The organism is Sphingomonas sp. P3_C5 (assembly GCF_056402635.1).
The window spans coordinates 496,727-521,396 of record NZ_JBFUHA010000001.1 but is presented as its reverse complement, the minus strand read 5'-3'; the positions used below and the strand labels follow the sequence as shown (position 1 = coordinate 521,396).

Here is a 24,670-nt window from a genome sequence, read left to right as displayed (position 1 = left end):
AACTACAGTTTATGCACGGGGGCCGATGACGACCCCTTGTTCAGGTTGATGGCGTGATCGCAGTCCGTCTCGTAGACATACGACTCGCCTGACGAAATGATTTCGTGATTCGCCGCGCGGAGACGCCAGCGCCACTGATTACCTTGCTGATATTTCTGATAGTACATCTTCTGGTCCTCGTATTTGCGGAATTGGCTCCGCAAGTACTCGGCTACCACCCCTATATCGTGTGCCGCAATGGCGCCGAGACCACAACATTTTGTAGTGGCCGTGGTTTCCGGAAAATTCATAGTTTTTTCTTGAGTATAAAAGTATAGAACTGAGCATGACTATTATTTTAGAGTCATACAACGCTAAGAGAGCGGTCAAGCTTGTGGGCTTCGGTTCTGTGGCGATGCTTGATTATCTTCAGCGCTCGGGCGTGTTTTGCCCCTTGGGCCGAAAGGGCGCGCGTGGTCGAGGGCGTGAACGGCAATACGCTTTTCGCGATCTACTTGTGTTGAAAGCTATCAAGCGCCTTTTGGATTCCGGAGCCTCGGTTGCTAATCTAAAAAAGGCTCTTTCGGAATTTCAAAAGCTAAACTGGTCCGCTGACCCCGTTACAATGGAGGATGCGTCGGGCGTAATCCGCTACTTGGTTGCCAGCAAAGATAGCGTTTTCCTTGCGCGCGATCCCGAGGTGCTGGTGGATCTATCCAGAAAAGGGCAGCTGGTATTTTCGTTTATCGTTGACCTTGAACAATTGCGTGCGGAATTAAGAGATAGCTTGGGACTGCCACCCCTACAGCATGAGTTGGCGTTTTCTACAGCTTAAGATTCTCCGCAAAAAATGCCGCCGTCCGCTTGTCGGCCAGTTTCGCTGATTCATCGGACCGGCGCTTGCCGAACTCCGTCGCGAAGCCGTGGTCGACGCCGGGATAATCGTAGAGCGTGACCTTGGGGTGATCGTCGAGCCCCTCATGCATCCGCTGTTGCGCGGCCTTGTCGACGAAATGATCCTCTTCCGGAATGTGGAGCAGCACGGGGTGCGCAATCGCGTGCTTCTCGCCGAGGAGATTGTCGATCCCGACGCCGTAATAGCCAACGCTCGCATTCACATCCGTGCGGCTCGCCGTCATGAACGCCAGCCGACCGCCCAGGCAATAGCCGACCGCGCCGACCTTGCCGCCCTCCCCCAGTCGCGCTCGCGCCGCGCGGATCGTCGCCTCGATATCCCGCACACCGGCGTCCTGATCGAATTTGCCCATCCAGGCGAGCGCCTGCTGGAATTGCTCGGGGACGTCGGGGTCGAGCAGAATGCCGGGCTCGAGTCGCCAGAAAAGATCGGGCGCGATTGCGAGATAGCCAGCTTCCGCCAGCACATCGCATTTGCGCTGGATCCCGGCGTTCACACCGAAAATCTCCTGGATCACGATGATCGCGGCGCGCGGCGTGCCGGCGGGTTCGGCGCAATAGGCCGAGAAGCTGCCCACACCATCAAGTGGTTCGATCGAAATCATGCCGGTCATACCAGGTCCTCGCGAGAATATTGGATCAGCTTGGTGACGTCTGAAATGCAGATACCGCCGATGGGCGTTGCGATCAGGGTAGTGTCGCGCGCATACATGGTGCCAAGCTTATGCAGCGCGGCCGTCGCCCGCTCAAGCGGAGAACGCCCGTGAAGATCAATGTCGAAGTCGAATGCACGCCTGAAGAAGCCCGCCGCGTCATGGGCCTGCCGGATTTCACGCCCGTCCATGAGAAATATGTCCAGAGCCTGCTCGGTGCGATGGACGGCGTTGTCGCGCCCGAGATGCTCGAAAATGTCATGAAGAGCTGGGCGCCGATGGGTGATGCCGGGATGAATTTCTGGCGGAAGATGTTCGAATCGTCGGGCAAATAAGCGGCAGGCCTTATGGACACGATCTTCGCCGTATCGAGCGGCGCACCGCCCGCGGCGATTGCGATCGTGCGGATCAGCGGAACCTCCGCCTTTGATGCGGTGACGGCGCTTGTGGGCCGGCTGCCGGCGGCGCGCAGGGCCTCGCTCTGCGCGTTGCTCGACGCTGATGGCCTGTTGATCGACCGGGCGCTGGTGCTTGTCTTTCCCGGCCCCAATACCGCCACCGGGGAGGATGTCGCCGAGCTGCACGTGCATGGCGGCCGAGCGGTGGTGCGCGCTGTCGAAGCGGCGCTTGGAGTGATGCCGGGGCTTCGCCGCGCTGAACCGGGGGAGTTCACCCGACGGGCATTGCTGAATGGCCGGATCGATTTGACCGAGGCGGAGGGTCTTGGCGATCTGCTCGCCGCAGAGACCGAGGCGCAGCGTCGCGCGGCTCTGCTGGTCGCTGAGGGCGCGGTGCGCCAGCGCGCGGAGGATTGGACCGACAGGCTGCTCGCGCTGGCGGCGCGGGTCGAGGCGCAGCTCGACTTTGCCGATGAGGATGATGTCACGCTCGATACGCTGGCACCGATCACGGCCGCGCTTATCGCCCTCGCGGACGAGATGGACCTGACGCTTGCCACCCCACCGGTCGAACGCCTGCGTGACGGCGTGCGGGTGGTGATCGCTGGCCCACCCAACAGCGGCAAGTCGACTCTGCTCAATGCCCTGGCAGAACGCGACGCCGCCATTGTGTCGCCGATCTCGGGCACGACTCGCGACCGCATCGAGGTGTCCATTGTGCGTGATGGGATTGCCTATGTCCTCACCGATACGGCTGGTCTCGCCGGCGAAACATCCGACCCGATCGAACGCATCGGGATAAGTCGCGCCGAAGAGGCAATGCAGTCTGCTGATGTGGTGCTGTGGCTCGGCGATGATGCACCGCCCTTCCCTGATATGATCAAGGTACACGCGCGTGCAGATATCAGGGGTCGGGAGGTCGCGCCGCGGAGTGCCGATGTAGCGATCTCCGTGGCGAACGGAACTGGTATGGCATCACTTTGGGAGGCGCTGTGTGTGCGAGCCTCGAACCTCCTCCCCCGCGAGGATTCGGTGGCAATGAATCAGCGCCAGCGTTCGCTGATCGCGGCCTGTGCGTCGGCCGCGCGATCCGCTGCAGCACAGGAGGATCTGATCCTTGTCGCTGAGGATCTCCGTCTGGGGATGGCCGCGCTCGATGCGCTGGTGGGTCGTAGCGATGTCGAGGCTATGCTCGATGCGCTGTTCAGGCGCTTCTGCCTCGGCAAGTGATGTTCCACGTGGAACAGTTTTGACAGCCGCGCGATGCGGACCTAGCGACGCAGCATGGAATTCGATGTCATTGTTGTCGGCGGCGGTCACGCCGGGACCGAGGCAGCTGCGGCCGCTGCGCGTCGCGGGGCGCGGACGGCGCTTGTCAGCTTCGATCCGTCGAAGATCGGCGCGATGTCCTGCAATCCGGCGATTGGCGGGCTTGGCAAAGGCCATTTGGTCCGTGAGGTCGATGCCTTTGACGGGCTGATCGCGCGCGCCACCGACGCGGCGGGCGTGCATTATCGCATGCTCAACCGGAGCAAGGGCGCCGCGGTGCAAGGTCCGCGAGTGCAGGCGGATCGCAAGCTCTATGCGCGCGCCATTCAGGATATGATTGCGGCCCAGGCAGGGCTGGAAGTCGTGCCGGGCGAGGTTGCGGCATTGTCGCTCGATTCAAATGGCGCTGTCGCGGGTGTAACCTTGGCAGGCGGACGCGCCCTCACCGGGCGTGCCGTCGTGCTGGCAACCGGCACTTTTCTCGGCGGCCGCATCTTTTGCGGTGAGGAACGCCTCACCGGCGGCCGCATCGGAGAGGCTGCCGCGTCCGAGCTCGCGGTCCAGCTGCGCGCGGCAAATCTGCCGATGGCGCGGCTGAAGACCGGCACGCCGCCCCGCCTCGATGGCCGCACGATCGAATGGAGCGGGCTGCCAGAGCAGCCAAGCGACACAGATCCCTGGACAATGTCTCCGCTGACACCACGGCGACACCTGCCCCAGCTTTTTTGCGCCATCACCCGGACGACCGAGGCGACGCACGCGATCATCCGCGGCGGGCTCGATCGGTCGCCGCTGTTCGGCGGCGCAATCGCCGGCCCGGGCCCGCGCTATTGCCCATCGATCGAAGACAAGATCCACCGCTTCGGCGATCGCGACGGCCACCAGATCTTCCTCGAGCCCGAGGGCCTCGACGATGTGACGATCTACCCCAATGGCATCTCGACCTCGCTGCCGGCGGATGTTCAGGCGGCGATGATCGCCTCGATCCCGGGCCTCGAGCGGGCGCGGATCATCACACCGGGCTATGCGGTCGAATATGATCATATCGATCCCCGCGCTCTCGAGCCGACGCTCGAGGTGCGCGCGATCCGAGGCCTGTTCTGTTGTGGGCAGATCAACGGCACGACCGGCTATGAGGAAGCTGCAGGCCAGGGGCTGATCGCCGGCGTCAATGCCGCCGCAACCGTATTGGGCCTCGACCCGATCGCCCTTGACCGTGCCACCAGCTATCTCGGCGTCATGATCGACGATCTTGTGCTGCAAGGCATCACCGAGCCCTATCGCATGCTGACCGCCCGCGCCGAATATCGCTTGCGGCTTCGCGCCGACAATGCCGAGACGCGGCTCGGTCCGATTGCTGAAGCGGCGGGCTGCCTTGGCGCCGCGCGGATCGCACGCAACGCGGCCCGCGCTATTGCCCGGCGCGATATTGAGGAAATCCTGGCCCGGCCCCTGCCCGCCTCCACGCTCGTCGCAAATGGCGTAGCCACGCCGCTCGACGGCCAGCGACGAACCGGTGCTGAGTGGCTGCGATTTGCTGGCGTCCATATCGAGCATGTGGCGCCGGGGCTGAGCCGAGACTTCGATCGGGGACTCGTCGCCGAGATCGCAGAGGATGCGCGCTATGCCCCCTATCTGCGTCGTCAGGACGACGAAGTGGCGCTCCTGCGTGCAAACGACGCCGTCCGCCTGCCCGATGCGCTCGACTATGCCGGCGTGCCAGGTCTGTCCGCCGAGATGGTAGAGCGTCTCGATCGCGCGCGCCCCGCGACCCTCGGCGCCGCCGGTCGTATAAGGGGGATCACCCCTGCCGCGCTAACCGCCATCCTGCTCCACACACGCCGCCGTGCCGCATGACCGAGGACGAAGCCCGGCATTGGCTGCGCGAGCGCTTCGGCGAGCCTGGTGAGGCGCGCATGGACATCCTGGCGGATCTGGTGGCCGGAGAAGCGGTCAGCCAGAACCTGGTTGCCCCATCCACCCTTGCAACCATGTGGTCCCGGCACATCGTGGATTCCGCCCAGCTCATCGGTTTTGCGGCAGAATCTGAGGGCGACTGGCTCGATATTGGGACAGGTGCCGGCTTTCCAGGGCTGGTGGTGGCCGCCCTGACCGACCGCGCCGTGACCTTGGTCGAGCCGAGGCGAAGACGTGCTGCCTTCCTCTCCGACGCTGCAGAGGCCCTCGGCATTGCGAGCCAGGTTACTGTGGTTGCAGCGAAAGTTGAAGGGGTCACGATGAGCGCAGCGGTCATTTCCGCCCGCGCCGTCTCAGCGCTGACGCTGCTTTTCGGCTCTGCCATCCAATGCAGCCGTCGCAAAACATTATGGATCCTGCCAAAAGGTCAAAGTGCGCGGGAAGAGATAGCAACCGCGCAACAGACATGGCATGGAGTGTTTCACGTGGAACACAGCGTGACTGATCCGAACTCGCTCATCGTCCTCGCCAAAGGGGTGTCTCGCCGATGAATGTCATTGCGGTAGCGAACCAGAAGGGGGGCGTGGGCAAGACCACGACCGCAATCAATCTGGGTACTGCACTGGCGGCGACCGGCCTCCGGGTGCTGCTGATTGACCTCGATCCCCAGGGCAATGCGTCCACTGGGCTGGGCATCAGCCGGTCCGACCGTGGCAAATCGAGCTATGATATCCTGCTCGGCGAGATGTCGGTCGCTGAGGCGGCGATCCCCACCTGCGTGCCCAAGCTCGAGATCGTGCCGGCCACCGTCGATCTCTCGGGTGCCGAGATCGAACTGGTCGAATATGAGGAGCGCACCCATAGGCTGAACCGGGCGCTCGAACGCTCTGATCAGCGCTGGGATGTGGTGCTGATCGATTGCCCGCCCTCGCTCGGCCTGCTGACGCTGAACGCAATGGTGGCCGCCAATTCGCTGCTGGTGCCGCTGCAATGCGAATTCTTCGCGCTTGAAGGGCTCAGCCAGCTGCTCAGCACGGTCGAGCGGATTCGTGAGCGCTTCAACCCCGGCCTCACCATCCTCGGGGTTGCGCTGACCATGCATGATCGCCGCAATCGCCTGACCGATCAGGTCTCGGCCGACGTCCGCGCTGTCCTGGGGCGCGTCGTGTTCGACACGGTGATCCCACGCAATGTCCGTCTCTCCGAGGCGCCGAGCCATGGTCTGCCCGCGCTGATCTATGATTATCGCTGCCCGGGCTCCGAGGCGTATATCGCGCTGGCCCGAGAGATGATTCCCCGTCTCACCACCAGACCCGCCAAGGCCGCATGACCGAACCGAACGCAGACCATTCAGCGCAGCATCCGCGTCCCAAGCCCCGCTCCGGCCTCGGCCGTGGGCTGAACGCCTTGATGGGCGATATCGCTCGCGAAGAGCCCGTCGGTACCGGCGAATCGCTGTCCACCGGAGTCAGGACATTGCCGGTCGGCTCGCTGACGCCCCATCCGGGCCAGCCACGCCGTCATTTCAGCGAAGCGGCGCTCGAGGAACTTGCCGAGTCGATCGCGGCACGCGGGCTGATCCAGCCGATTGTCGTGCGGCCGCACGGCAAGGGCTATCAGATCGTCGCCGGCGAGCGGCGCTGGCGCGCGGCCCAGCGGGCACGGCTCCACGAAGTGCCCGTCATCGTTCGCGAATTCAGCGATGCCGAGACACTCGAAGTCGCGCTGGTCGAGAATATCCAGCGCCAGGATCTCAACGCGATCGAAGAGGCCGAGGCGTATAACCGGCTGATCGACGATTTCGGCCACACCCAGGATGCGCTCGGCAAACTGGTCCACAAATCGCGCAGCCACATCGCTAACCTATTGAGATTGCTGGAACTTCCAAAGTCAGTGCAAGACCGCGTGGTCGAGGGCGTGCTGACCATGGGGCATGCCCGCGCGTTGATCGGTGCCCCCGATATCGAGCGGCTCGCGGATCAGGTCGTCGCCAAGGGCATGTCGGTGCGTGACACTGAACGCCTCGCCCGTGCTGCAAAGCCGGAAACCTCCCGGATCCGCAGCGGCGACGCCGGCCGGGACGCCGACCTCGCTGCGCTCGAGCATCACCTCGCTGATCTGCTCGGCCTGCAGGTCCGTATCGCCCATGGCCCCAAGGGCGGTTCGCTGACGCTCGCCTATTCGACGCTCGATCAGCTCGACATGCTCTGCCAGCGACTGACGGGCGAGCGGATTTAGCGCTGTTTCGACGATGCTGGGGCAGCCATCGCTGCTCTTGAAGCGGGCGCTGCCCAATCCATTAGCCGAGACTTATGTCAGACACGTGGCGAGCCGCGCAATTTTGGCGCCGAGACAAACTATTGATAGACGGCGATAATAATTGCACCCTGTCGTCACCCAGGCTGTAAAAACCCCTTAGGGGTGTGACATAATTCGCCGCGACCGGTCTTTATTGTCGCTGCCGAGCTGCCATCCGCGCCACCGCCACCAGCGCTGATTGCGCCAATACGGTCCCGGCCGTCGCCGAACTCATCACCCCACGCTCGGCAAGCCGCGCCCGCTGGATCGCCTCGCTGATCTTCGGTGCCGACCAGGTGCGGAGTGCCCGTCCCGTCGCCGCCCGCTCGCGAAAGAAGACGCGCTCGATCACCTGGCCCGCGCTCGCACCCCCATCGACCTCCGCCCGCAGCTCAGCGAGCGTCATCAGGCGTCGAACGAGCTGGCGCAGCACCGGAATCGGCGACACGCCCGCCTCTTCGAGCCGCGCGAGCTCAGTGCCCAGCAGATCGGCGCGTCCGTCGATCGCCGCATCGATCGCCCGGCCCATTTCCGAATCGCCAAGATCAGCCCCGATCGCATCGAGCGCGGCATCGTCGATCTCGCGTGGCCGCTCCGGCGCCGCGTCGAGATAGAGTGCGATCTTCTCCAGCTCGCGCGTCATCACCGCCCGGTCGCCCCCGCTTGCGCTCGCGAGCCGTGCCGCGGTGTCGCCGGTGGTCCGCAGGCCCTGCTCTCGCGCAATCGCGACCGCGATCTTCTCCGCATCACCGCCTTCGGGCAGATAACAGGCAAAGCTCATCGCCCGCGGTGCAGCGAGCGCGAGCTTGACCAGCTTCGACGTCGCCTTGAGCGAGGGGGCGATCACCACCACCGGATTGCCTGCCCGCTCAGTCTCAAGCAGCAGCGTGACGGCTTCGAGGCACTCGTCGCCCGCCCCGGCGATACGGATATGCCTCGCAGTGCCGAACAGCGACATGGATGCCGCTTCGTCGGCGAGCCGGCCGGGATTGGATTTCAGCATGGCCGGCTCGAGATCGACGCGTTCGGCATCCGGCCCCATCGTCCGCGCCAGCCGCGCGGCAATCTCCTGCGCGCCCGATTCATCGGGCCCGTGAAGCAGATAGAGGCGGATATCTGGGCTCGCAGCATCGATCGCCGCGCGAATCTGGTTGGCGTTTGCCTTCACGCCGGAACCTTCACTTGGCCGGCGCGGCGGCCGTCCGCTGGGCGTAGAGCGCGACGCGCGACACGATCTGGTCGGCGACGATCCCCGAAAGCCGCTCGAGCGCGGTATTTTCCGCCGCGATCGTCGCATATTCGGAATTGACGACGTCGATGCCGGCATCCGAACCTGCAGTCGCGTCGAGCAGCACGGTGCCATGCGCGAGATCGATCAGCTGATAGCGCGCGCGGAGAGACCGCCGTTCGCGCGAGACGCTGTCATCGGCACGCACGCCAAGCCCGATGATCTTGTCGTCGAGCTTTACTTCGAGCCGGTACAGCGGCGCCGCGCCATCAGCCGCCAGCCGGTCGTTGAGCGCGTTGGTCATCAGCCAGCCTGATTTGCCTTCGATCGGCGCGACCTGGATCCGGGTCAGCGTCGTCGCCACCACGCCTGAACTGCCGCCGGAGTAAAGCGGATGCAGTCCGCAACCCGAAAGCGTGCCGGCAAGGGCAAGCGCGATCAGGGGAGCGGCGATCCGCTTCATGCGACGAGATTCACGAGTCGATCGGGCACGACGATCACCTTTTTCGGGGTGGCGCCCTCCAGAATGCGCTGGACGTTGGCATTTGCCAAGGCAATCGCCTCGATTGCCTCGCGTGCCGTCCCCTTGGCGACCGTCACTGTGTCGCGAAGCTTGCCATTGACCTGGATCGCGATCGTCACCTCATCCTCGACCAGCAGCGCCGGGTCGACCTCTGGCCAGGCTGCGTCGGCGATCAGCCCTTCCCCGCCAGTCGCTGCCCAGGCCTCTTCGGCCAGATGCGGCGCCATCGGTGAGACAAGCCGCATCAGCGTGCGGATCGCCATGGTGCGGGAAGCCGAAGGCGCAGCGCGTTCGATTGCGTTGACGAGCTCGTACAGCTTGGCGACTGCCTTGTTGAACGACAGCGCCTCGATATCGGCAGCCACGCCAGCGATCGTCTGGTGAGTCTTGCGGTCGAGCGGGGTGTCCCTGCCCTCACCCTTTTCGAGCCCGTCGAACAGCCGCCACAGGCGCTGGATGAAGCGCCAGCAGCCCTCGATACCCGATTCGCTCCATGGCAGGTCGCGCTCGGGCGGCGAATCGGAGAGCATGAACCACCGCACCGCGTCAGCGCCGTACTGGTCGACGATTTCAGTGGGGTCGATCGTGTTCTGCTTCGACTTCGACATCTTCTCGACACGACCAACGATCACGTCGGCTCCCGTCGCGGTGAGGTAGGCTGTTCCATCTCCCCGGTGCGAAATCTCCGTCGGATTGAAATATGTCGGGCGATCGGAGCCTTCCGGGCGGACATAGTAGCTTGGATGAGTCACCATTCCCTGGGTGAACAGCCCGGCAAACGGCTCGGCGATATCGAGCATGCCGATATGCTTGAGCGCGCGCGTCCAGAAGCGGGCATAGAGCAGATGCAGGATCGCATGCTCCACGCCGCCGATATATTGCGCGACCGGCAGCCATTTCTCGGCCGCGACACGGTCGAACGGCACATTGCCGGGCTGGCTGGCGAAGCGGATGAAATACCAGGACGAATCGACGAACGTATCGAGTGTGTCGGTCTCACGCCGGGCCAGGCCGTGGCAGCTTGGGCACTCGACATTTTTCCAGGTCGGGTGACGATCAAGCGGATTGCCGGGAATGTCGAAGGTCACATCCTCGGGCAGCACGACCGGCAACTGGTCGCGCGGCACCGGCACCGCGCCGCAGGCGTCGCAGTGGATAATTGGGATCGGCGTGCCCCAGTAACGCTGGCGCGACACGCCCCAGTCGCGCAGGCGGAACACGGTTGAGCCCTTGCCCCAGTCCTCCTCCTCGGCACGGCGGATCACGGTGCGCTTGGCATCCTCGACGTCCATGCCGTCGAGGAAGTGCGAGTTCACCAGCGTGCCTGGGCCGGTATAAGCCTCGTTGCCGTGGAACTCCTGGTCGGTCTCGTTACCTTCGGAGACGACACGGCGCACCGGCAGATCATATTTGCGCGCGAAGTCGAGATCGCGCTGGTCGTGCGCCGGCACGCCGAACACAGCGCCGGTGCCATAATCCATCAGCACGAAATTGGCGATATAGACGGGCAGTTCGCCAAGCGGGTCAAAGGGATGCGCCGCACGCAGCCCGGTGTCGAAGCCGAGCTTCTCCTGGGTCTCGAGCTCGGCCGCAGTGGTGCCGCCACGCTTGCACAGCGCGATGAAGTCCGCCGCCGCCGGATTCGCCTCGGCAATCGCCTGCGCGATCGGATGATCGGCCGCCACCGCTACGAAGCTCGCCCCGAAGATCGTGTCGGGCCGGGTGGTGAACACCTCGACCTCGCCGCCATTGGTCAGCGCGAAGGTGAAGGTCAGGCCCTGGCTCTTGCCGATCCAGTTCTCCTGCATCAGCTTCACCTTGTCCGGCCAATGCTCGAGGCCATCCAGCCCTTCGAGCAATTCGTCGGCGAAATCGGTGATCTTGAGGAACCACTGGCTGAGCTTGCGCCGCTCGACCAAAGCGCCGGATCGCCAGCCACGGCCGTCGATCACCTGCTCGTTGGCGAGCACGGTCATATCGACCGGATCCCAGTTGACCGAGGATTCCTTGCGATAAACGAGGCCGTTCGCGAACAGATCGAGGAACAGCGCCTGTTCATGGCCATAATAATCGGGCTCGCAGGTCGCGAGCTCGCGCGTCCAGTCGAGCGCGAAACCCAGCCGCTTCAGCTGCGCCTTCATCGTCGCGATATTCGCGCGGGTCCAGCCGCCGGGATGGACGCCCTTCTCCATCGCGGCATTTTCCGCGGGCATGCCGAACGCGTCCCACCCCATCGGGTGGAGCACTTCATGCCCGGTCATCCGGCGATAGCGCGCGAGCACGTCGCCCATCGTGTAGTTGCGGACATGCCCCATATGAATCCGCCCCGAAGGGTAGGGAAACATTTCGAGCACATAGGTGCGGGGTTTCAGCGAATCGTCGCGCGCGGCAAAGGTGCGGCGCTCGTCCCACACCGCCTGCCATGCCGCGTCCGCCTTCAGCGCATTGAAGCGGGACGCCATTTTTTAAAAAATCCTATCCAGCGATAGCGGCACGGCGCAAATCGCGCGCCCGCGTCAGGATGATGTCCTCGAGCTTCTGGACCGTCGCTGCCTGCACCGGCGACGCGACCCATTGCCCGCCCTGATTGACCTCGCGAAGCGCGGCCACACGGACTGCGTCAGCACGGAGATCCTGGTCGAGGATCGTCACAGTCACCTTCATCCGCTCGGTCGGTGCGCGGGGGTTCACATACCAGTCGGTCACGATCACGCCGCCGTTCGAATCGGTCTGCAGCAGCGGCATGAAGCTCAGCGTGTCGAGGCTGGCGCGCCACAAATAGCTGTTCACACCGATCGTGGTGACTTTGGACGCCGCCAGATCGGCCTGTGGCCGCGTGTTGCCGCGATGGTGGCAGGCGGCGAGCGAGAGGGCGAGCGAAACCACGATCGCGGTGCGCAACGGGCGGATCATCGGCATTTTCCTGGACGGTTTCATGAAAGTCTCGGCATCTATAGATGGTCTCGCGGCCGCCGCAAGCGTGCCGGCCACGCACCCTCTGTGTGCCGCTTGCAACACTTCCGCAGAAAATGAGTCAAGACGGTGGCAGGCACGGATTGAATCGTGTTACGTCCATTATCAGATAATACGCAGAATCCAGCGTGAAGAGGGGTTGCACAGTGTTTTCAGGTCGTTTGCTGTCCGGAATCGGAGTTGGGGCGCTTGTCGCCGCCGGCTTCGCCATGGCGCCTGCGATCGGTGCACCGGGCGAAAACCCACGTAATACGAAGCATGCGCCGGTCAGCGTTTACGGCATCGGCTCGTTCACGCCAGCCGCGGCTGATCCTCGCCTTGCGGCGGCGTTTGCGCGCAGCGGTCTAGATACCAGCGGCTTCCGCTTCACCCCGACCGATTCGCGCCGTAGCGGCAGCCGCGCGGTGACGGTGGCGGTCCGGGCGCGCTCGACCCGCACCGCGCTCGCAGCTGAACGCTCGTCCTCATTGGCCGATTCGGGCGCCTCGGTTAGCCTTGCGCCGATCGCCTATAATCTGGGCGTCGCGGTCGGCTGGCGCCGATTCGCGTTGTCGGGCGATATCTCCAAGGTCGATCTCGCCGGCATGCCCGGCAGCCGCGAGGCAGTTGATGTCGGGGTCAGCTATACCGGGCACCGTTTCACCGGCCGTGTGAAGGCTGTTGCGGACCGTCCCGTGGCCAACGCACCCAAGCTGATCGAGGAAGCACCTGCTTATTCGCTCGACGTGGGCGGCTCCTATCGCCTGACCCGCAACCTCGATGTGACGGCAGGCGTGCGTTACAAGGCTGAGCGTGACCGGCTCGCCCAGCTGAGCGACGATCGTCGCGACAGTCAGGCAGTCTATGTCGGGACCGCCTTCCGCTTCTGATCGGCTTAGTTCTGAGCAGGTAGCCAGGCGTCAATCGCCGCCCAACCCCGAAAACCCAGACCGCGCAGGCGCAGGAAGCGGCGTGAGTCCATTCCGCCGAGCGCGATGATGTTCAGCCCCAGGCCTCGGCCAATCCCTGCTGCCCTGAGCGGCCCGAGCGCTTGTGCGCCCGGATGCGAGCGGGTCGGATAGATCGGCGAGACGAACAGCAGATCCGCCCCGGCGCGCTTTCCGGCAATCGCCTGCGCGCGCGAATGGGCAGACAAGGTGCGCAGGCCGGGGCGGGTCAGAAGGCCCTTCCCATGCACGCCCGCCTCACCGCGCCCGAGCCACTCACTCCCAGCGCGAATCAACACCAGCTGTTTGCGCCGCGCCATGCGCACAACCTGTTCGAACAGCGCACGCCGCCCCGTTTGGCTTGTCGCATGATGGCGAAAAACGATTCCCGCGCCACGCGGCAGCGCTTCGATCGCCGCGAACAGCGAATCACCCATCCGCTCGTCGGTCATCAGCCAGAATGTCGGGGTTGGCGCGTGGCGCATGGGGTGGCGGTGGGGCACAGGCCTGCCTATAGCGCTGCCGATGCGCCGCGACGACCCCGAGACCAGCCCAGAAACCCGTCTTGCCGAGATACGCGAAGCGATCGGCCGCGCCGCCCATCTTGCCGGGCGCAAGCCTGAAGCCGTGACGCTGATCGCGATCTCCAAGACCCGGTCAGCTGACGAAATCGCGCCATTGCTCGCTGCCGGCCAATCCGCGTTCGGCGAGAATCGCGTACAGGAGGCTGAGGCGAAATGGCCGGCGCTCCGCGAGGCATGGCCTGAGACGGTGCTGCATCTGGTTGGCCAACTCCAGTCGAACAAGGCCGAGGAAGCTGTCGCCCTGTTCGATGCGATCCACTCGGTCGATCGGTCATCGCTGGTCGCAGCGCTGGCGCGGGCGATGGAACGGCAGGACCGGCGGCCGGCCTGCTTTCTTCAGGTCAATATCGGCGATGAGCCTCAAAAGGGCGGCTGCGCGATCGATGCGCTACCCGGGCTGCTCGCCGAGACGCGTTCTGCCGGCCTGCCAGTCGCCGGCCTGATGGCGGTACCCCCAGCCGAGGTCGAAGCCGCGCCCTATTTCGCGCTGTTGGCGAAGATCGCACGCGACCATGGCCTGGAAGGGCTCAGCATGGGCATGTCGAGCGATTACGAGACCGCGATCACGCTGGGCGCGACGCATATCCGCGTCGGCACCGCGCTGTTCGGGGCACGCACATGAAGTTCGACGCGCTGATCTTCGATTTCGACGGCGTGCTGCTCGAAAGCGAATATGCCGGCAACAAGCAGATCGCCGAATATCTGACCTCGATCGGCCATCCGACTACGCCGGCCGAATCCATGGCCAATTTCATGGGGCTGGCGGGCCATGACTTCCTCGCCGCGCTCGAACGCTGGATCGGCCGGGTGCTGCCCGATGATTTTCACGTCGCGCGCAAGCTCGAGGATGAGCGGGCGATGCGCGAGGGGCTCGAAGCGGTCGCGGGCGCGGTGGTTTTCGTCCGCAGCCTGCCGCCCTCGCTGCCGCGCGCCGTCGCTTCCTCGAGCTCGACGGCATGGATCGAGCGGCATCTTGAAAATCTCGGAATCCGCGAATCGTTCGGCAGCATGATCTTTTCAGGCCGCGAGCACGTCACGCGCGGCAAGCCCGAGCCTGATCTCTATCTCCACGCCGCGGCTGCGCTCGGCGTCGACATCGCACGGTGTGCGATTCTGGAGGACTCGCCCGTAGGTGCGACCGGAGCGGTTGCGTCGGGCGCGCACGTCATCGGTTTTGTCGGCGGCAGCCATTGCGGTCCCGATCATGCGGATCGGCTGAGGACGATCGGCGTCCGGGATATCGCGACCAGCTTCGACGAGGTCGCCCGGCTGATCGCCTAGAATTGGTGCCCGGTGCGGTCGCGTTTGGTCGCGAGATAGCGCTCGTTGAAGGGGTTCGACGGCAGGATATGCGGCACCCGCTCGATCACATTGATCCCTGCCGCTTCCAGCTGAGCCACTTTCTCCGGATTGTTGGTCAGCAGCCGTACCGATCGCTGGCCGAGCAGCTCGAGCATCCGCCCCGCTACCGCGAAGTTGCGCGAATCGACTGCGAAGCCGAGCCGCGTATTGGCGTCGACCGTGTCGAACCCCTGATCCTGCAGCGCATAAGCGCGCAGCTTGTTGATCAGCCCGATGCCGCGGCCTTCCTGGCGCAGATAGAGCAGGATGCCCCAGCCGCTTGCCTCGATCGCCTCGACCGCAGCGTGGAGCTGTGGCCCGCAATCGCATTTCAGGCTGCCGAGCACATCCCCGGTCAGGCATTCGCTGTGCAGCCGGACGAGCGGCGGCTGGCCGTCCGGCGCACCGATCAGCAGGGCGACATGCTCGCCAGGCATTTCAGGCGTGCGGAAGGCGACGATCTCGGTGTTTTCAGCTCCAAAAACCGGCAGCCGCGCTCGTGTTGCGATCGTCAGGCGAACGGCATCCTCATGCGCATCGATATCGCCCGGCGTCAGGATCAGATTGGATTGCGCCTCGGTGCTTGCGAAGAAGGCCGGCAACACGCCGCCAACGCGGGCCAGCCGCAAGGCCGCCTCGGCCGCCTCCCGCGCCTGCACCGGAATGGCGCGGAACGGGCCCTTCATCGGCGTCCGCAGGTCGAATTGCGGATCAGCCAGCGCAGTGGCCGTAGCGAAATCGAGCCAGGGCGCGCGCTCGACCAACACTGGCGAATCCGGCACCGCCGCTTCGCGCTGATTGGCGAGCTTGAGCGTCGCTGCACGGCCTGCGGTCAGGAGCACCGGTGCCGTGCCGGCCGGATCGAATGCCGCGAGCCGTTCGGGATCGGCGGTTTCGATCGGCAACAAGGCCAGCGTGCCGTCATCGCCGGCAATGGCGATCGGCCAGCCGCGCCGAAGCGCGTCGATCGCGTTCGCGGTGCGGCGCGGCTCGTTCAAACCTGAAACTCGGTCATGATCGGGATATGGTCTGACGGCTTGAGCCAGTTCCGGCAATCCTCGAACACACAGTGTGAAACCGCATTGGCGGCAATATCCGCCGTCGCCCACATATGGTCGAGCCGGCGCCCACGATCTGAGGCGAGCCAGTCCTTCGCGCGGTAGCTCCACCAGGTGAAAAGCCGCTCGGGCGGCGGCACGAAATGGCGACCGAGATCGACCCAGTCGTTGGATGCCTTCAGCCCATCGAGTGCCGCGACCTCGATCGGCGTGTGGCTCACCACGTCGAGCAGCTGCTTGTGGCTCCAGACGTCGGATTCGAGAGGCGCGATGTTGAAATCGCCGACCAGCAGGGTCGGCACGCGCAGGCCCTCCGACCAGCGCGTCATCCGTTCGACGAAATCCAGCTTCTGGCCGAATTTAGGGTTCACGTCGCGATTGGGGATGTCGCCGCCGGCGGGCACATAGACATTCTCGATCCGCATGCCGTTGTCGAGCCGAACCCCGACATGCCGCGCCTCGCGGTTCGCCTGCCAGTCGAACCGGTCGTCCTCGACCAGCGGCACGCGACTGATGATCGCAACGCCGTGGTGCATCCGCTGCCCGTGCAGGATGATTTGGTTGTAGCCGAGCGCGCGGAACGGTGCGCTGGGAAAGTCCCCGTCGATCACCTTGGTTTCCTGCAGGCACAAAATATCCGGAGAAACCTCGCGCAGAAAGCGTTCGACGATCTCGATGCGGAACCGCACCGAGTTGATATTCCATGAGACGATCTTGAGACTAGCCATCACGGCGATGTAGCCACCCCCGCGCGCGCGCGCCAGTACAGCTTGTGACGGCCTGGACCTCTGCGGATTCAGTTCAGGTCGAGGCGAAAAGGGTGATTTCCGAGCATCGGAGCGCAGCGTACTTCAGGTACGTGAGCACCGAAGCGCAGGAAATCGCCCTTTGCAGCCCGACATGGGCTGAAGCCGCAGAGGTCCAAAGGAAAGGCCCCCGCTCCGGGGGCATGGAGCGAGGGCCGACCTAGCGTTCGTCACGCAGGCGGGAAGTGGGTCCGTTCGGGCAACAGGGGGAAAATCCCGAACCGCTCCACATCCGCGACCTCTTTCTAGGGGCCGAAACCTGTCGCCACTATGAACGGACGTTCAATTTTTGGGAGAATTGCGACGTGGATCGTTCCACGAGAACGTCCTGTCGCTCACCGGCGCGTTGAAGCGCTGATTCGACAAGCGGATCTTGGTCATGTTGTTCTGGGAATCGATCGCGATCCAGCCCTGCAGCATCAGACCGCCCGGCGCATCGCCGCTGCGCTGGAAGAAAAGCGTCATGCGACCATATTCGGGATGCTTGGGGTCATACGCCTCTACCGCAACCATTTTGGGGTCGGGCGTCGTCACCACTTTCGCCACCCGGCTCACGCGGGTCGGGTCGATCAGGACGGCAAGCGGGGAATTGCCGATCGGCCAGCGCTGCACCTGCTTCACTGAATAGTCGATAAAGGTCAGCGCACGGCCATCGCCGACGATGAGGATCGGCACGCCCTTCTGATACTGGAAGCGGATCTTGCCGGGCTTCTTGAGCGTCAGAGTGCCCGTGAGCACCTTGCCGGCGCGGTCGGTCTGGGTGAACGATGCGGTCATGGATTCGACCGATTGCAGATGATGCTGCACAGCCGCGAGATCGCCGGTGACGGGCGCCGGGGCCGCGATGGCGATAACGGGCATGGCGAGCAGCGCCAGCGCGGAGGGGATACGAAAGGTCACGTTATTCTCCCGGGACAGCCTGGGCTGCTGCACGGTCAGGGTTGAACCTGCTCTGAACCGCCCGTCCTATAGCGGGTTCCCGTCGCGGTCGCGCAAGACGTCGCGGCGGCCGACATGGTCGGGGCGGCTGACGATGCCGTCCTTCTCCATGCGTTCGATCAGTCGTGCGGCCGAATTATAGCCGACGCGGAGCTGGCGCTGCAGCCACGAGGTCGAGGCCTTCTGGCTTTCGACGACCAGCTGGATCGCCGAGCGATATTGCTGGTCCTCAGCCGAATCCTCGCCCATCGGCGCGCCGTCGAGCGCGAAGCCGTCCTCGGGTTCCTCGGTGACCGACTGGATATAATCAGGGCGGCCTTGGGCGCGCCAGTGATCGGCGACCGCACGGACCTCGTCATCGGAGACGAAGGGACCATGGACGCGGACGATGCCCTTGCCGCCCGGCATATAGAGCATGTCGCCCTTGCCGAGCAGTTGCTCGGCGCCCTGCTCACCCAGGATGGTGCGTGAATCGATCTTGGAGGTGACGTGGAAGCTGATCCGCGTCGGCAGGTTCGCCTTGATCACGCCGGTGATGACGTCGACCGAAGGGCGCTGTGTCGCCATGATCAGGTGAATGCCCGCCGCGCGTGCCTTCTGCGCTAGGCGCTGGATCAGGAACTCGACCTCCTTGCCCGCGGTCATCATCAGGTCGGCAAGCTCGTCGACGATCACCACGATCTGCGGCAGCGGCTGGAAGTCGAGCGTCTCCTCCTCATAGACCGGCTGGCCGGTCTCGGGATGATAGCCGGTCTGGACGCGCCGGCCGAGCGGCTGGCCCTTGGTGCGCGCGGCGCGCACCTTCTCGTTGAAGCTCGCGAGGCTCCGCACGCCGACCGACGACATCATCCGGTAGCGCTCTTCCATCTGCTCGACCGCCCATTTGAGCGCGCGCACCGCCTTGGCCGGATCGGTCACCACGGGTGAGAGAAGATGTGGGATATCCTCGTACATGCTCAGCTCGAGCATCTTCGGGTCGATCATGATCATCCGGCACTGGTCCGGCCGCAGCCGGTAGAGCAGCGAGAGGATCATGCAGTTCAGTCCGACCGACTTGCCCGATCCGGTCGTGCCCGCGACGAGGAGATGCGGCATCGGCGCGAGATCAGCGATGACGGGATCGCCAGCGATATTCTTGCCGAGCACCAGCGGCAGCGAGGCTGACTGGTCGTCGAACGATTGCGATCCAATCAGCTCGTGCAGCCCCACCGTTTCCCGCCGCGCATTGGGCAGCTCGATGCCGATCACGGTCCGTCCGGGGATCGTCGCGACGCGGGCTGAAATCGCCGACATGTTGCGGGCGATATCATCGGCAAGCTGGATCACCCGGCTGGCCTTGATGCCCGATGCCGGCTCGAGCTCATACATCGTCACCACCGGGCCGGGGCGGATGTTGATGATCGATCCTTTGACGTGGAAATCATCGAGTACCGATTCGAGCAGCCGCGCATTGCGCTCCAGCGCTGCCTTGTCGACCGGCCCGCCGGGTGCGGGCGGTGCCGGCTTGAGCAGGTCGAGCGGCGGCAGTTGGGAATTGTCGCCGAGATCGAACGACGCCTGTTTGGCCTTGGGTTTCGCCACTGAGGCTGCGAGCGACCGCTCGGCGATCACCGGGCCGGGCCGGGCATCGGGCATCGCCACCGCGCGCGGCACGGGTGGCTTGCGCGCCGCCTCCGCGGGCAGCACTTCCTGCTCGGGAGTGCGCCGCTCGGCCTTCGCTGCCTTGAGTTTCGCCGGCTGAGGCCGCCTTTGCCGATCGCCCATGTCGATCACGAAACTGGACGCCCAAATGCCCATGCCGGCAAGGCCGGTAAGGGCACCGACACCACGTGCCGTCCAGAGCATCGCGGTCGGATCGCCGATCTGGCTGATTGCCCAATGGAGCAGGTCGGCAACGGCGATGCCCACGACACCCCCGGCACCGGCGGGCAGGCCACGCATCGCCGAGCTCGAAATCAGGGCGAAAGTCGTGCCGATCAGCGCGATGCCGCCGATTGAGGCCAGCAGCATCAGCCGCCAGCGCCCGACCGGAATATCGCGCCAGAGCCGCAGCGCGATCATCAGCGAGATCGGCAGCACCAACAGGATGGCGGGCCCGAACAGAAGGAAGCAGATATCGGCGAGCCAGGCGCCGGGTTCGCCCAGCCAGTTCTGGGTGGGCCCACCCGAGGCTGTGTTGAGCGACGGATCGCCTGAATGATAGGTGGCGAGCGCGATCAACATCAGGATCGCGCCGATCATGATGGCGATCGCGCCGATCAGCGCGCCACTGCGTGCTGCGCCCGCCTTCATCGTCTCGCGCCACAGGGGCGTCTGCGCCCGGCTCGCCATCGTCTCAGTCCTTGGAATGTTCGCTGTCTGTGCTCGCGAATCATCGCGCTTGCGGAGTCCGACGTCAAGGCGCGCGCATTGGCAGCAAGCCAGCCAGACGCTAGAGTGGGGTATGGACCAAGCAGACGTCATCATCCTCGGCGGCGGCCTTGTCGGCAGCGCGCTGGCCGTGGCGCTCGACGCGCACGGGCTGACCGCAATCGTCATCGATATCGCCGATCCGCAAGTGATCCTTGCCGCCGGCTTTGACGGACGCGCCTCGGCAATCGCCAGCGCGCCGTACCGGATGCTCGAGACGATTGGCGTCGTGGACCGGCTCGCCGGGCTTGGCTGTCCGATCCAGGGGATCAGGGTAAGCGATGGGCTCGAACCGGGCGCGCTCGACTTCGAGCCTGATGCCGATAGCGGCGCGCTTGGCCATATGTTCGAGAATCGCCAGCTTCGCCGGGCCCTGATGGAGGCAGCCGGGGCAGCGCCGGGAGTCGACGTGCGGATGAAGACGCGCGCCGTGTCGGTCGAGCGCGGCGAGCATGGCGTGGTGGCGACACTCGATTCGGGTGCAACGGTCAAAGCACCGCTGCTGATCGCGGCTGAGGGGCGCAACTCGCCGACCCGCGACGCCGCCGGCCTGAAGGTCGCGCGTTGGACCTATGATCATGCAGCACTGGTGACCTCGCTCCATCATGAGCACAGCCACCAGAACATCGCCTATGAGATCTTCTATCCAAAGGGCCCGTTCGCGATCCTGCCGCTCAACGACGATGCACAGGGCCTTCACCGCTCGGCGATCGTCTGGTCGGTGCGTCGCGACGAGGCGCCGGGCATGCTCAAGCTTTCCGATCGCGGCTTCCTGGCCGAAGCCGAGAAACGGATGGGTGGCTTTCTTGGCCGGCTCGGCCCGCTCGGTGGCCGATCGAGCTACCCGCTCGGCTTCCACCACGCAGCGACGATCACATCCAACCGCCTCGCTCTGGTCGGGGACGCCGCGCACGGCATCCATCCGATCGCCGGTCAGGGCGTCAATGTAGGTTTTCGCGACGTCGCTACCCTGGTCGAGGTGCTGGTCGACGGCAAACGCCTCGGCCTTGATCTCGGCGATCCGCAATTGCTGGCGCGCTACGAGCGCTGGCGCAGCCTCGACACCTTCATGGTCGCCGCGGCGACTGACGGGCTGACCCGGCTGTTCGGCATCCCCGGCCGCACCGCCTCGGCCGTTCGCCGCTTCGGCCTGTCAGCGGTGCAGAAACTGCCGCCCCTCAAGGATCGCTTCATGGCTGAGGCGCGCGGGGAAAGCGGCGAGGTGCCCAAGCTGCTGCAGGGGCTGACGGTCTGACCGCCAAAAGGAGACAGGATCGATGAGCTTTGTCCTGATGCTGACGGCAGCAGCACTGCCGACCCAAGCCGTCCCGACACTCGATCCGCTCGGGCCAGCGGCTTCGGGAATGCTGCAATGCTATGCGCCGGACGTGGCAAAGCACGTCTGTCAGTCACTGGCAGGCTATCGCAAACGCGCTGACGGTAGCTACGACAACGCCGCAACGATCATGCTTTCGCCTTCACCGCTTGTGATCATGGAAACCGAGACGCCGGTCACGGTCGAGGCTGGGGCAGTATGCGGAGCGATCCGGAAACAGGATATCGATACCGCCGTTATTTCGGTCAGCGGACAGAAGATGTCCGATGCGGATGCGGTAGCGGTCCGGTCACAGATCGCTACGGGGATGGCATTCCTGATCGGCAAGCGGATTTGCACCACCTATGTGCCCGACGGCGCGCAACTGATCGCGAAAGCCACAATCGACGGCGAGGCACAGCCTGCCATGGATCAGAAGGTCATCTGGGTCGCGCCGACCGACGGATTTCACGTAGGTCCCTGAAGCGGCGGCACAGCCTGCTATTGCAGCGTCACCGATTCCTCGCCGTCATGCCGGCCGAAGAACTGCATCAGCTGGATGATCAGCTCGGCCCGGTCCTCGATGCCGCTTGCTTCGAGCAATGCCTGCTTCGCCGCGATATCGAACGGCGCGATCTGGGCGATGCCGTTGACGAGCGCCTCGTCGTCGAGCCGGTTCACCGCTTCCCAGTCGACCGCATAGCCCTGCGCGTCGGCAAAGCGCCGGGATTCCATCTCGAGCGATGAGCGGCGCGACAGGGACAGGATTTCGGGCTCGTCGGGCACCGGCAGCAATTCAGCCTCGACCTGACGGAAGGCAGTGGTCACATCGAGCTCGCGCAGGATGCGAAACAGGGCAATGCCCTCGAGCACGAGATTGTAGCGGCCGTCCTCGCTCGTCTCGAACTCGGCGATCCGCCCGACACAGCCGATCGTGAACAATGCCGGTGTCTCGCCGGTCGCAAGCGGGCCGGGGCGGGGCTGGATCATGCCGATTCGCCGGTCGCGCGCCATCGAATCGGAGATCATCGCGCGGTAGCGGGGCTCGAAGATGTGCAGCGGCAAATGCATGCCTGGAAACAGCAGCGCGCCGGGCAGCGGAAACACGGACAGCCGGGTCGTTTTCGGCGTGGTGGTTTCCGGTGCGTCGCTCATCCGAACAGGATAGCCGATAACCGCCGCCGCTGCGCGGAAACCCACGGATCCTCGAGGCCAACCACGTCGAACAGCTTGAGCAATTGCTGTCGCGCCGCGCCCTCATTCCAGTCGCGATCGGCGGCGATGATGCCGAGCAGCGAATCCGCGGCGGCGTCACGGTCGCCCGCGGCCATCTGGCCGCCTGCCAGTTCGAAGCGCTTGTCGAGATTGTCCGGATTGGCGGCGACTTCGGCGGCGAGGCCGGCGAGATCATCGACTGGCTTGGCCTCCTTCGCCAACGCAAGCGCCGATTTCGCGCGCTCGATCTCGGGCAGCTTGGCGAGCTCCTCTGGCAAGGCTGCGATCGCCGCATCGGCCTCGTCGATCCGGTGCGCGGCGACCAGGGCGCGCAGCCGACCAGACAGTACAGCCGGGTGATCGGGTGCGATCTCGGCGATCTGGTCGAACACGCCAAGCGCGCGCTCGCCGTCGCCCTCTGCCAGGATTTCCTCGCCCATCGCGATCAGCGGTTCGAGCTCGGCCTCGGCCTGGGCGGCCTCGCTCTCCACCGGAAGCTGCTTCAGGATCTGGTCGAGCATCGCCTTCAGCTGGGTTTCGGTCCGCGCGCTGGTCAGGTCGGCGACCAGTTGCCCCTGGAACATCGCATAGACGGTGGGGATCGATTTGATCTGGAATTGCGCCGCGATGAACTGGTTCTTGTCGGTATCGATCTTGGCGAGGATGACGCCCTTGTCGGCATAATCGGCGGCGACCTTTTCAAGCACTGGCGACAGCGCCTTGCACGGCCCGCACCATTCCGCCCAGAAATCGATGATGACGAGCGCGTTCATCGACGGCTCGACAACGTCGCGGCGGAACGCCTCGACGGCTTCACGTTCAGTGGCGGTCATTCCAAGGCTGGCCAAGTCTCACTCCCAAAGGTCACAGATCAGATTTGCGCGCTCACCTTATGTGGGCGCTCATGCCCTCAAGCCAAGTTTTTTCATCGACTCGCCATTGCTTGAGAATCCGAAGCGTCCCGCGCGCGAGTCCAGATCGTGGCACCATCGGATTGCTGGCCCCATGCGATCGAGGAAGAAAAGTTCGCAGCCGAGGCTGACCTTGGCCGCGCGCTCAAGCTCGACCGGGCCTGGCCGATTCCTGAAACAATGGTTGTTTGCCGGCGGCAGAGAAGGGCTTGCCGGGTGGAAAGGCCGATGCTAGAGGCCGCCCCCTTACCCGCCCGGTCTAGCTGATCGGCGCAGGCGCCAGAGCGGGCGTAGCTCAGGGGTAGAGCACAACCTTGCCAAGGTTGGGGTCGAGGGTTCGAATCCCTTCGCCCGCTCCAGTTTTCAAAGCACATCTTTGATACTGGCCGCCGCGGCGGAGCGGCTCTTTCTTAAAAACCGAAACCTTGTTGGGCTGGTTCGGGCGGCGACAGGTCGATCCCTTCGATCGCCAGCATCTTCAGCTTGGACGTCGATCCGCCTGGCGCGGAAAAGCCGCCGACCTTGCCGCCCGCCGCCAGCACGCGGTGGCACGGGATGATCAGCGGTATGGGGTTCGAAGCCATTGCCTGGCCCACGTCGCGTGCCGCCTCCGGCCCCGCACCGAGTTCCCTGGCCACGGCGCCATAGGTTGTGGTCTGCCCCCAGCCGAGTCGCCGCACCGTCTCATAGACCTGAGCAAAAAAGGATTGCTGCGCGCCGAGGTCGATCGCCACGCCGGAGAAGTCCACTTGCTCTCCGTCGAAATAGCGCCGCGCCATTGCGATGGTCGCGGCAATCTCGGATGGAGGCTCGTCGACAATCGCGTTCGGCAGCTGGCGCAGCACGGCACGCTCGGTCGCCTCGGGCCCCGCCGCAGGCAAACGGAAGCTGACGATGCCGCCCGTGTGCCAAGCGATCGCGGCGACGCCATGGGCAGTCTCGAATAGCCTGTAGCGGGGTACCGGCCGGGTCACATACTCTCCTGCGCTTTCCCGGCAATTTCGGTACCCGGT

General features: G+C 64.6%; 26 protein-coding genes and 1 tRNA gene. 13 read left to right on the top strand and 14 right to left on the bottom strand.

Going from position 1 to position 24,670, the window contains the following annotated elements; genetic code table 11:
- Window positions 1-2 precede the first annotated feature (2 nt).
- Window positions 3-167 carry a YegP family protein gene (locus AC1DVS_RS02480; protein ID WP_478019956.1) on the bottom strand — a complete coding sequence of 55 codons (165 nt, stop codon included), beginning with the start codon at window positions 165-167 and terminating at the stop codon, window positions 3-5.
- 158 nt (window positions 168-325) lie between these two features.
- On the opposite strand from AC1DVS_RS02480, the gene AC1DVS_RS02475 reads away from it, so the two are divergent.
- Window positions 326-814, top strand: a complete 489-nt coding sequence (locus AC1DVS_RS02475) for a MerR family transcriptional regulator (protein WP_478019955.1) — start codon at window positions 326-328, stop codon at window positions 812-814.
- On the opposite strand, the gene AC1DVS_RS02470 is transcribed toward AC1DVS_RS02475, so the two are convergent.
- Window positions 804-1,508, bottom strand: a complete 705-nt coding sequence (locus AC1DVS_RS02470; protein WP_478019954.1) for a dienelactone hydrolase family protein — start codon at window positions 1,506-1,508, stop codon at window positions 804-806. The genes AC1DVS_RS02475 and AC1DVS_RS02470 overlap by 11 nt on opposite strands.
- A gap of 149 nt (window positions 1,509-1,657) precedes the next feature.
- Between AC1DVS_RS02470 and AC1DVS_RS02465 the strand changes: the two genes are divergently transcribed.
- From AC1DVS_RS02465 to AC1DVS_RS02440, 6 genes are all read left to right on the top strand, one after another.
- Window positions 1,658-1,882, top strand: coding sequence for a DUF6489 family protein (locus tag AC1DVS_RS02465; protein ID WP_478019952.1), 225 nt, complete (start codon window positions 1,658-1,660; stop codon window positions 1,880-1,882).
- A gap of 12 nt (window positions 1,883-1,894) precedes the next feature.
- On the top strand, window positions 1,895-3,175 hold the full coding sequence (gene mnmE / locus AC1DVS_RS02460) for a tRNA uridine-5-carboxymethylaminomethyl(34) synthesis GTPase MnmE (RefSeq protein WP_478019950.1): 1,281 nt from the start codon (window positions 1,895-1,897) through the stop codon (window positions 3,173-3,175).
- Window positions 3,176-3,229: 54 nt separating this feature from the next.
- Window positions 3,230-5,071 carry a tRNA uridine-5-carboxymethylaminomethyl(34) synthesis enzyme MnmG gene (gene mnmG / locus AC1DVS_RS02455; RefSeq protein ID WP_478019949.1) on the top strand — a complete coding sequence of 614 codons (1,842 nt, stop codon included), beginning with the start codon at window positions 3,230-3,232 and terminating at the stop codon, window positions 5,069-5,071.
- Window positions 5,068-5,682, top strand: a complete 615-nt coding sequence (locus AC1DVS_RS02450; protein ID WP_478019948.1) for a 16S rRNA (guanine(527)-N(7))-methyltransferase RsmG — start codon at window positions 5,068-5,070, stop codon at window positions 5,680-5,682. The genes mnmG and AC1DVS_RS02450 overlap by 4 nt, the downstream gene beginning before the upstream one ends.
- Window positions 5,679-6,461, top strand: a complete 783-nt coding sequence (locus tag AC1DVS_RS02445) for a ParA family protein (RefSeq protein WP_478019946.1) — start codon at window positions 5,679-5,681, stop codon at window positions 6,459-6,461. Before AC1DVS_RS02450 ends, AC1DVS_RS02445 begins: the two co-directional genes overlap by 4 nt.
- An 80-nt stretch (window positions 6,462-6,541) precedes the next feature.
- Window positions 6,542-7,369, top strand: coding sequence for a ParB/RepB/Spo0J family partition protein (locus tag AC1DVS_RS02440; RefSeq protein WP_478021221.1), 828 nt, complete (start codon window positions 6,542-6,544; stop codon window positions 7,367-7,369).
- Window positions 7,370-7,580: 211 nt separating this feature from the next.
- Here the strand turns inward: AC1DVS_RS02440 and holA are convergent, their stop codons facing one another.
- Genes holA through AC1DVS_RS02420 form a run of 4 tightly spaced genes read right to left on the bottom strand, consistent with a single transcriptional unit; the run spans window position 7,581 to window position 12,093 of the window.
- Window positions 7,581-8,597 (bottom strand): DNA polymerase III subunit delta, encoded by a 1,017-nt coding sequence (gene holA / locus AC1DVS_RS02435; protein ID WP_478019944.1) that lies wholly within the window; start codon window positions 8,595-8,597, stop codon window positions 7,581-7,583.
- 10 nt (window positions 8,598-8,607) lie between these two features.
- Window positions 8,608-9,120, bottom strand: a complete 513-nt coding sequence (gene lptE, locus AC1DVS_RS02430; RefSeq protein WP_478019943.1) for an LPS assembly lipoprotein LptE — start codon at window positions 9,118-9,120, stop codon at window positions 8,608-8,610.
- On the bottom strand, window positions 9,117-11,642 hold the full coding sequence (leuS, locus tag AC1DVS_RS02425) for a leucine--tRNA ligase (protein ID WP_478019941.1): 2,526 nt from the start codon (window positions 11,640-11,642) through the stop codon (window positions 9,117-9,119). Before leuS ends, lptE begins: the two co-directional genes overlap by 4 nt.
- Before the next feature lie 13 nt (window positions 11,643-11,655).
- The gene (locus AC1DVS_RS02420; RefSeq protein ID WP_478019939.1) at window positions 11,656-12,093 is read right to left on the bottom strand and encodes a DUF3576 domain-containing protein; all 438 of its coding nucleotides are present in this window, start codon (window positions 12,091-12,093) and stop codon (window positions 11,656-11,658) included.
- A 269-nt stretch (window positions 12,094-12,362) separates the two neighbouring features.
- Here AC1DVS_RS02420 and AC1DVS_RS02415 point away from each other — a divergent pair, with 269 nt between their 5' ends.
- Window positions 12,363-13,022 carry a hypothetical protein gene (locus tag AC1DVS_RS02415; RefSeq protein WP_478019937.1) on the top strand — a complete coding sequence of 220 codons (660 nt, stop codon included), beginning with the start codon at window positions 12,363-12,365 and terminating at the stop codon, window positions 13,020-13,022.
- Between the two features lie 5 nt (window positions 13,023-13,027).
- Here the strand turns inward: AC1DVS_RS02415 and AC1DVS_RS02410 are convergent, their stop codons facing one another.
- The gene (locus AC1DVS_RS02410) at window positions 13,028-13,531 is read right to left on the bottom strand and encodes a thiamine phosphate synthase (RefSeq protein ID WP_478019935.1); all 504 of its coding nucleotides are present in this window, start codon (window positions 13,529-13,531) and stop codon (window positions 13,028-13,030) included.
- A gap of 73 nt (window positions 13,532-13,604) precedes the next feature.
- On the opposite strand from AC1DVS_RS02410, the gene AC1DVS_RS02405 reads away from it, so the two are divergent.
- Window positions 13,605-14,285, top strand: a complete 681-nt coding sequence (locus tag AC1DVS_RS02405) for a YggS family pyridoxal phosphate-dependent enzyme (protein ID WP_478019933.1) — start codon at window positions 13,605-13,607, stop codon at window positions 14,283-14,285.
- Window positions 14,282-14,944 (top strand): HAD family hydrolase, encoded by a 663-nt coding sequence (locus AC1DVS_RS02400; RefSeq protein WP_478019931.1) that lies wholly within the window; start codon window positions 14,282-14,284, stop codon window positions 14,942-14,944. Before AC1DVS_RS02405 ends, AC1DVS_RS02400 begins: the two co-directional genes overlap by 4 nt.
- Here AC1DVS_RS02400 and ribA read toward each other — a convergent pair.
- The 4 genes from ribA to AC1DVS_RS02380 all read right to left on the bottom strand — a co-directional run bounded on the left by ribA (window position 14,941) and on the right by AC1DVS_RS02380 (window position 20,138).
- The gene (gene ribA, locus AC1DVS_RS02395) at window positions 14,941-16,002 is read right to left on the bottom strand and encodes a GTP cyclohydrolase II (protein WP_478019930.1); all 1,062 of its coding nucleotides are present in this window, start codon (window positions 16,000-16,002) and stop codon (window positions 14,941-14,943) included. The two genes, AC1DVS_RS02400 and ribA, sit on opposite strands and share 4 nt — an antisense overlap.
- Window positions 15,999-16,790: an exodeoxyribonuclease III gene (locus tag AC1DVS_RS02390; RefSeq protein WP_478019928.1), complete on the bottom strand. Its 792-nt coding sequence runs from the start codon at window positions 16,788-16,790 to the stop codon at window positions 15,999-16,001. Before AC1DVS_RS02390 ends, ribA begins: the two co-directional genes overlap by 4 nt.
- 360 nt (window positions 16,791-17,150) lie before the next feature.
- Window positions 17,151-17,768, bottom strand: a complete 618-nt coding sequence (locus AC1DVS_RS02385) for a LolA family protein (RefSeq protein WP_478019926.1) — start codon at window positions 17,766-17,768, stop codon at window positions 17,151-17,153.
- A gap of 66 nt (window positions 17,769-17,834) precedes the next feature.
- Entirely contained in the window at window positions 17,835-20,138 is a 2,304-nt protein-coding gene (locus tag AC1DVS_RS02380) for a DNA translocase FtsK (protein WP_478019924.1), read from the bottom strand.
- Between the two features lie 112 nt (window positions 20,139-20,250).
- Between AC1DVS_RS02380 and AC1DVS_RS02375 the strand changes: the two genes are divergently transcribed.
- Window positions 20,251-21,471, top strand: coding sequence for a UbiH/UbiF/VisC/COQ6 family ubiquinone biosynthesis hydroxylase (locus tag AC1DVS_RS02375; protein WP_478019922.1), 1,221 nt, complete (start codon window positions 20,251-20,253; stop codon window positions 21,469-21,471).
- Window positions 21,472-21,493: 22 nt separating this feature from the next.
- Window positions 21,494-22,015 (top strand): hypothetical protein, encoded by a 522-nt coding sequence (locus tag AC1DVS_RS02370; protein ID WP_478019920.1) that lies wholly within the window; start codon window positions 21,494-21,496, stop codon window positions 22,013-22,015.
- 17 nt (window positions 22,016-22,032) lie between these two features.
- Here the strand turns inward: AC1DVS_RS02370 and AC1DVS_RS02365 are convergent, their stop codons facing one another.
- Together AC1DVS_RS02365 and AC1DVS_RS02360 are read right to left on the bottom strand one after the other, a co-directional pair.
- On the bottom strand, window positions 22,033-22,686 hold the full coding sequence (locus tag AC1DVS_RS02365; RefSeq protein ID WP_478019918.1) for an LON peptidase substrate-binding domain-containing protein: 654 nt from the start codon (window positions 22,684-22,686) through the stop codon (window positions 22,033-22,035).
- On the bottom strand, window positions 22,683-23,579 hold the full coding sequence (locus AC1DVS_RS02360) for a tetratricopeptide repeat protein (protein ID WP_478021219.1): 897 nt from the start codon (window positions 23,577-23,579) through the stop codon (window positions 22,683-22,685). The genes AC1DVS_RS02365 and AC1DVS_RS02360 overlap by 4 nt, the downstream gene beginning before the upstream one ends.
- A 362-nt stretch (window positions 23,580-23,941) precedes the next feature.
- On the opposite strand from AC1DVS_RS02360, the gene AC1DVS_RS02355 reads away from it, so the two are divergent.
- Window positions 23,942-24,016 (top strand) — tRNA-Gly (locus AC1DVS_RS02355).
- A gap of 51 nt (window positions 24,017-24,067) precedes the next feature.
- On the opposite strand, the gene AC1DVS_RS02350 is transcribed toward AC1DVS_RS02355, so the two are convergent.
- Entirely contained in the window at window positions 24,068-24,631 is a 564-nt protein-coding gene (locus AC1DVS_RS02350) for a methylated-DNA--[protein]-cysteine S-methyltransferase (protein ID WP_478019917.1), read from the bottom strand.
- Window positions 24,632-24,670 lie beyond the last annotated feature (39 nt).

Coding starts and splice junctions, on each gene's coding strand:
- AC1DVS_RS02440 (WP_478021221.1), top strand. CDS start 6,542: ATGGGCGATATCGCTCGCGAAGAGCCCGTCGGTACCGGCGAATCGCTG.
- AC1DVS_RS02380 (WP_478019924.1), bottom strand. CDS start 20,138: ATGGCGAGCCGGGCGCAGACGCCCCTGTGGCGCGAGACGATGAAGGCG.
- leuS (WP_478019941.1), bottom strand. CDS start 11,642: ATGGCGTCCCGCTTCAATGCGCTGAAGGCGGACGCGGCATGGCAGGCG.
- AC1DVS_RS02375 (WP_478019922.1), top strand. CDS start 20,251: ATGGACCAAGCAGACGTCATCATCCTCGGCGGCGGCCTTGTCGGCAGC.
- AC1DVS_RS02360 (WP_478021219.1), bottom strand. CDS start 23,579: ATGACCGCCACTGAACGTGAAGCCGTCGAGGCGTTCCGCCGCGACGTT.
- AC1DVS_RS02475 (WP_478019955.1), top strand. CDS start 326: ATGACTATTATTTTAGAGTCATACAACGCTAAGAGAGCGGTCAAGCTT.
- AC1DVS_RS02450 (WP_478019948.1), top strand. CDS start 5,068: ATGACCGAGGACGAAGCCCGGCATTGGCTGCGCGAGCGCTTCGGCGAG.
- AC1DVS_RS02390 (WP_478019928.1), bottom strand. CDS start 16,790: ATGGCTAGTCTCAAGATCGTCTCATGGAATATCAACTCGGTGCGGTTC.
- AC1DVS_RS02370 (WP_478019920.1), top strand. CDS start 21,494: ATGAGCTTTGTCCTGATGCTGACGGCAGCAGCACTGCCGACCCAAGCC.
- mnmG (WP_478019949.1), top strand. CDS start 3,230: ATGGAATTCGATGTCATTGTTGTCGGCGGCGGTCACGCCGGGACCGAG.
- AC1DVS_RS02405 (WP_478019933.1), top strand. CDS start 13,605: ATGCGCCGCGACGACCCCGAGACCAGCCCAGAAACCCGTCTTGCCGAG.
- AC1DVS_RS02365 (WP_478019918.1), bottom strand. CDS start 22,686: ATGAGCGACGCACCGGAAACCACCACGCCGAAAACGACCCGGCTGTCC.
- lptE (WP_478019943.1), bottom strand. CDS start 9,120: ATGAAGCGGATCGCCGCTCCCCTGATCGCGCTTGCCCTTGCCGGCACG.
- AC1DVS_RS02400 (WP_478019931.1), top strand. CDS start 14,282: ATGAAGTTCGACGCGCTGATCTTCGATTTCGACGGCGTGCTGCTCGAA.
- mnmE (WP_478019950.1), top strand. CDS start 1,895: ATGGACACGATCTTCGCCGTATCGAGCGGCGCACCGCCCGCGGCGATT.
- AC1DVS_RS02420 (WP_478019939.1), bottom strand. CDS start 12,093: ATGATCCGCCCGTTGCGCACCGCGATCGTGGTTTCGCTCGCCCTCTCG.
- AC1DVS_RS02415 (WP_478019937.1), top strand. CDS start 12,363: ATGGCGCCTGCGATCGGTGCACCGGGCGAAAACCCACGTAATACGAAG.
- AC1DVS_RS02470 (WP_478019954.1), bottom strand. CDS start 1,508: ATGACCGGCATGATTTCGATCGAACCACTTGATGGTGTGGGCAGCTTC.
- AC1DVS_RS02445 (WP_478019946.1), top strand. CDS start 5,679: ATGAATGTCATTGCGGTAGCGAACCAGAAGGGGGGCGTGGGCAAGACC.
- AC1DVS_RS02480 (WP_478019956.1), bottom strand. CDS start 167: ATGTACTATCAGAAATATCAGCAAGGTAATCAGTGGCGCTGGCGTCTC.
- AC1DVS_RS02410 (WP_478019935.1), bottom strand. CDS start 13,531: ATGACCGACGAGCGGATGGGTGATTCGCTGTTCGCGGCGATCGAAGCG.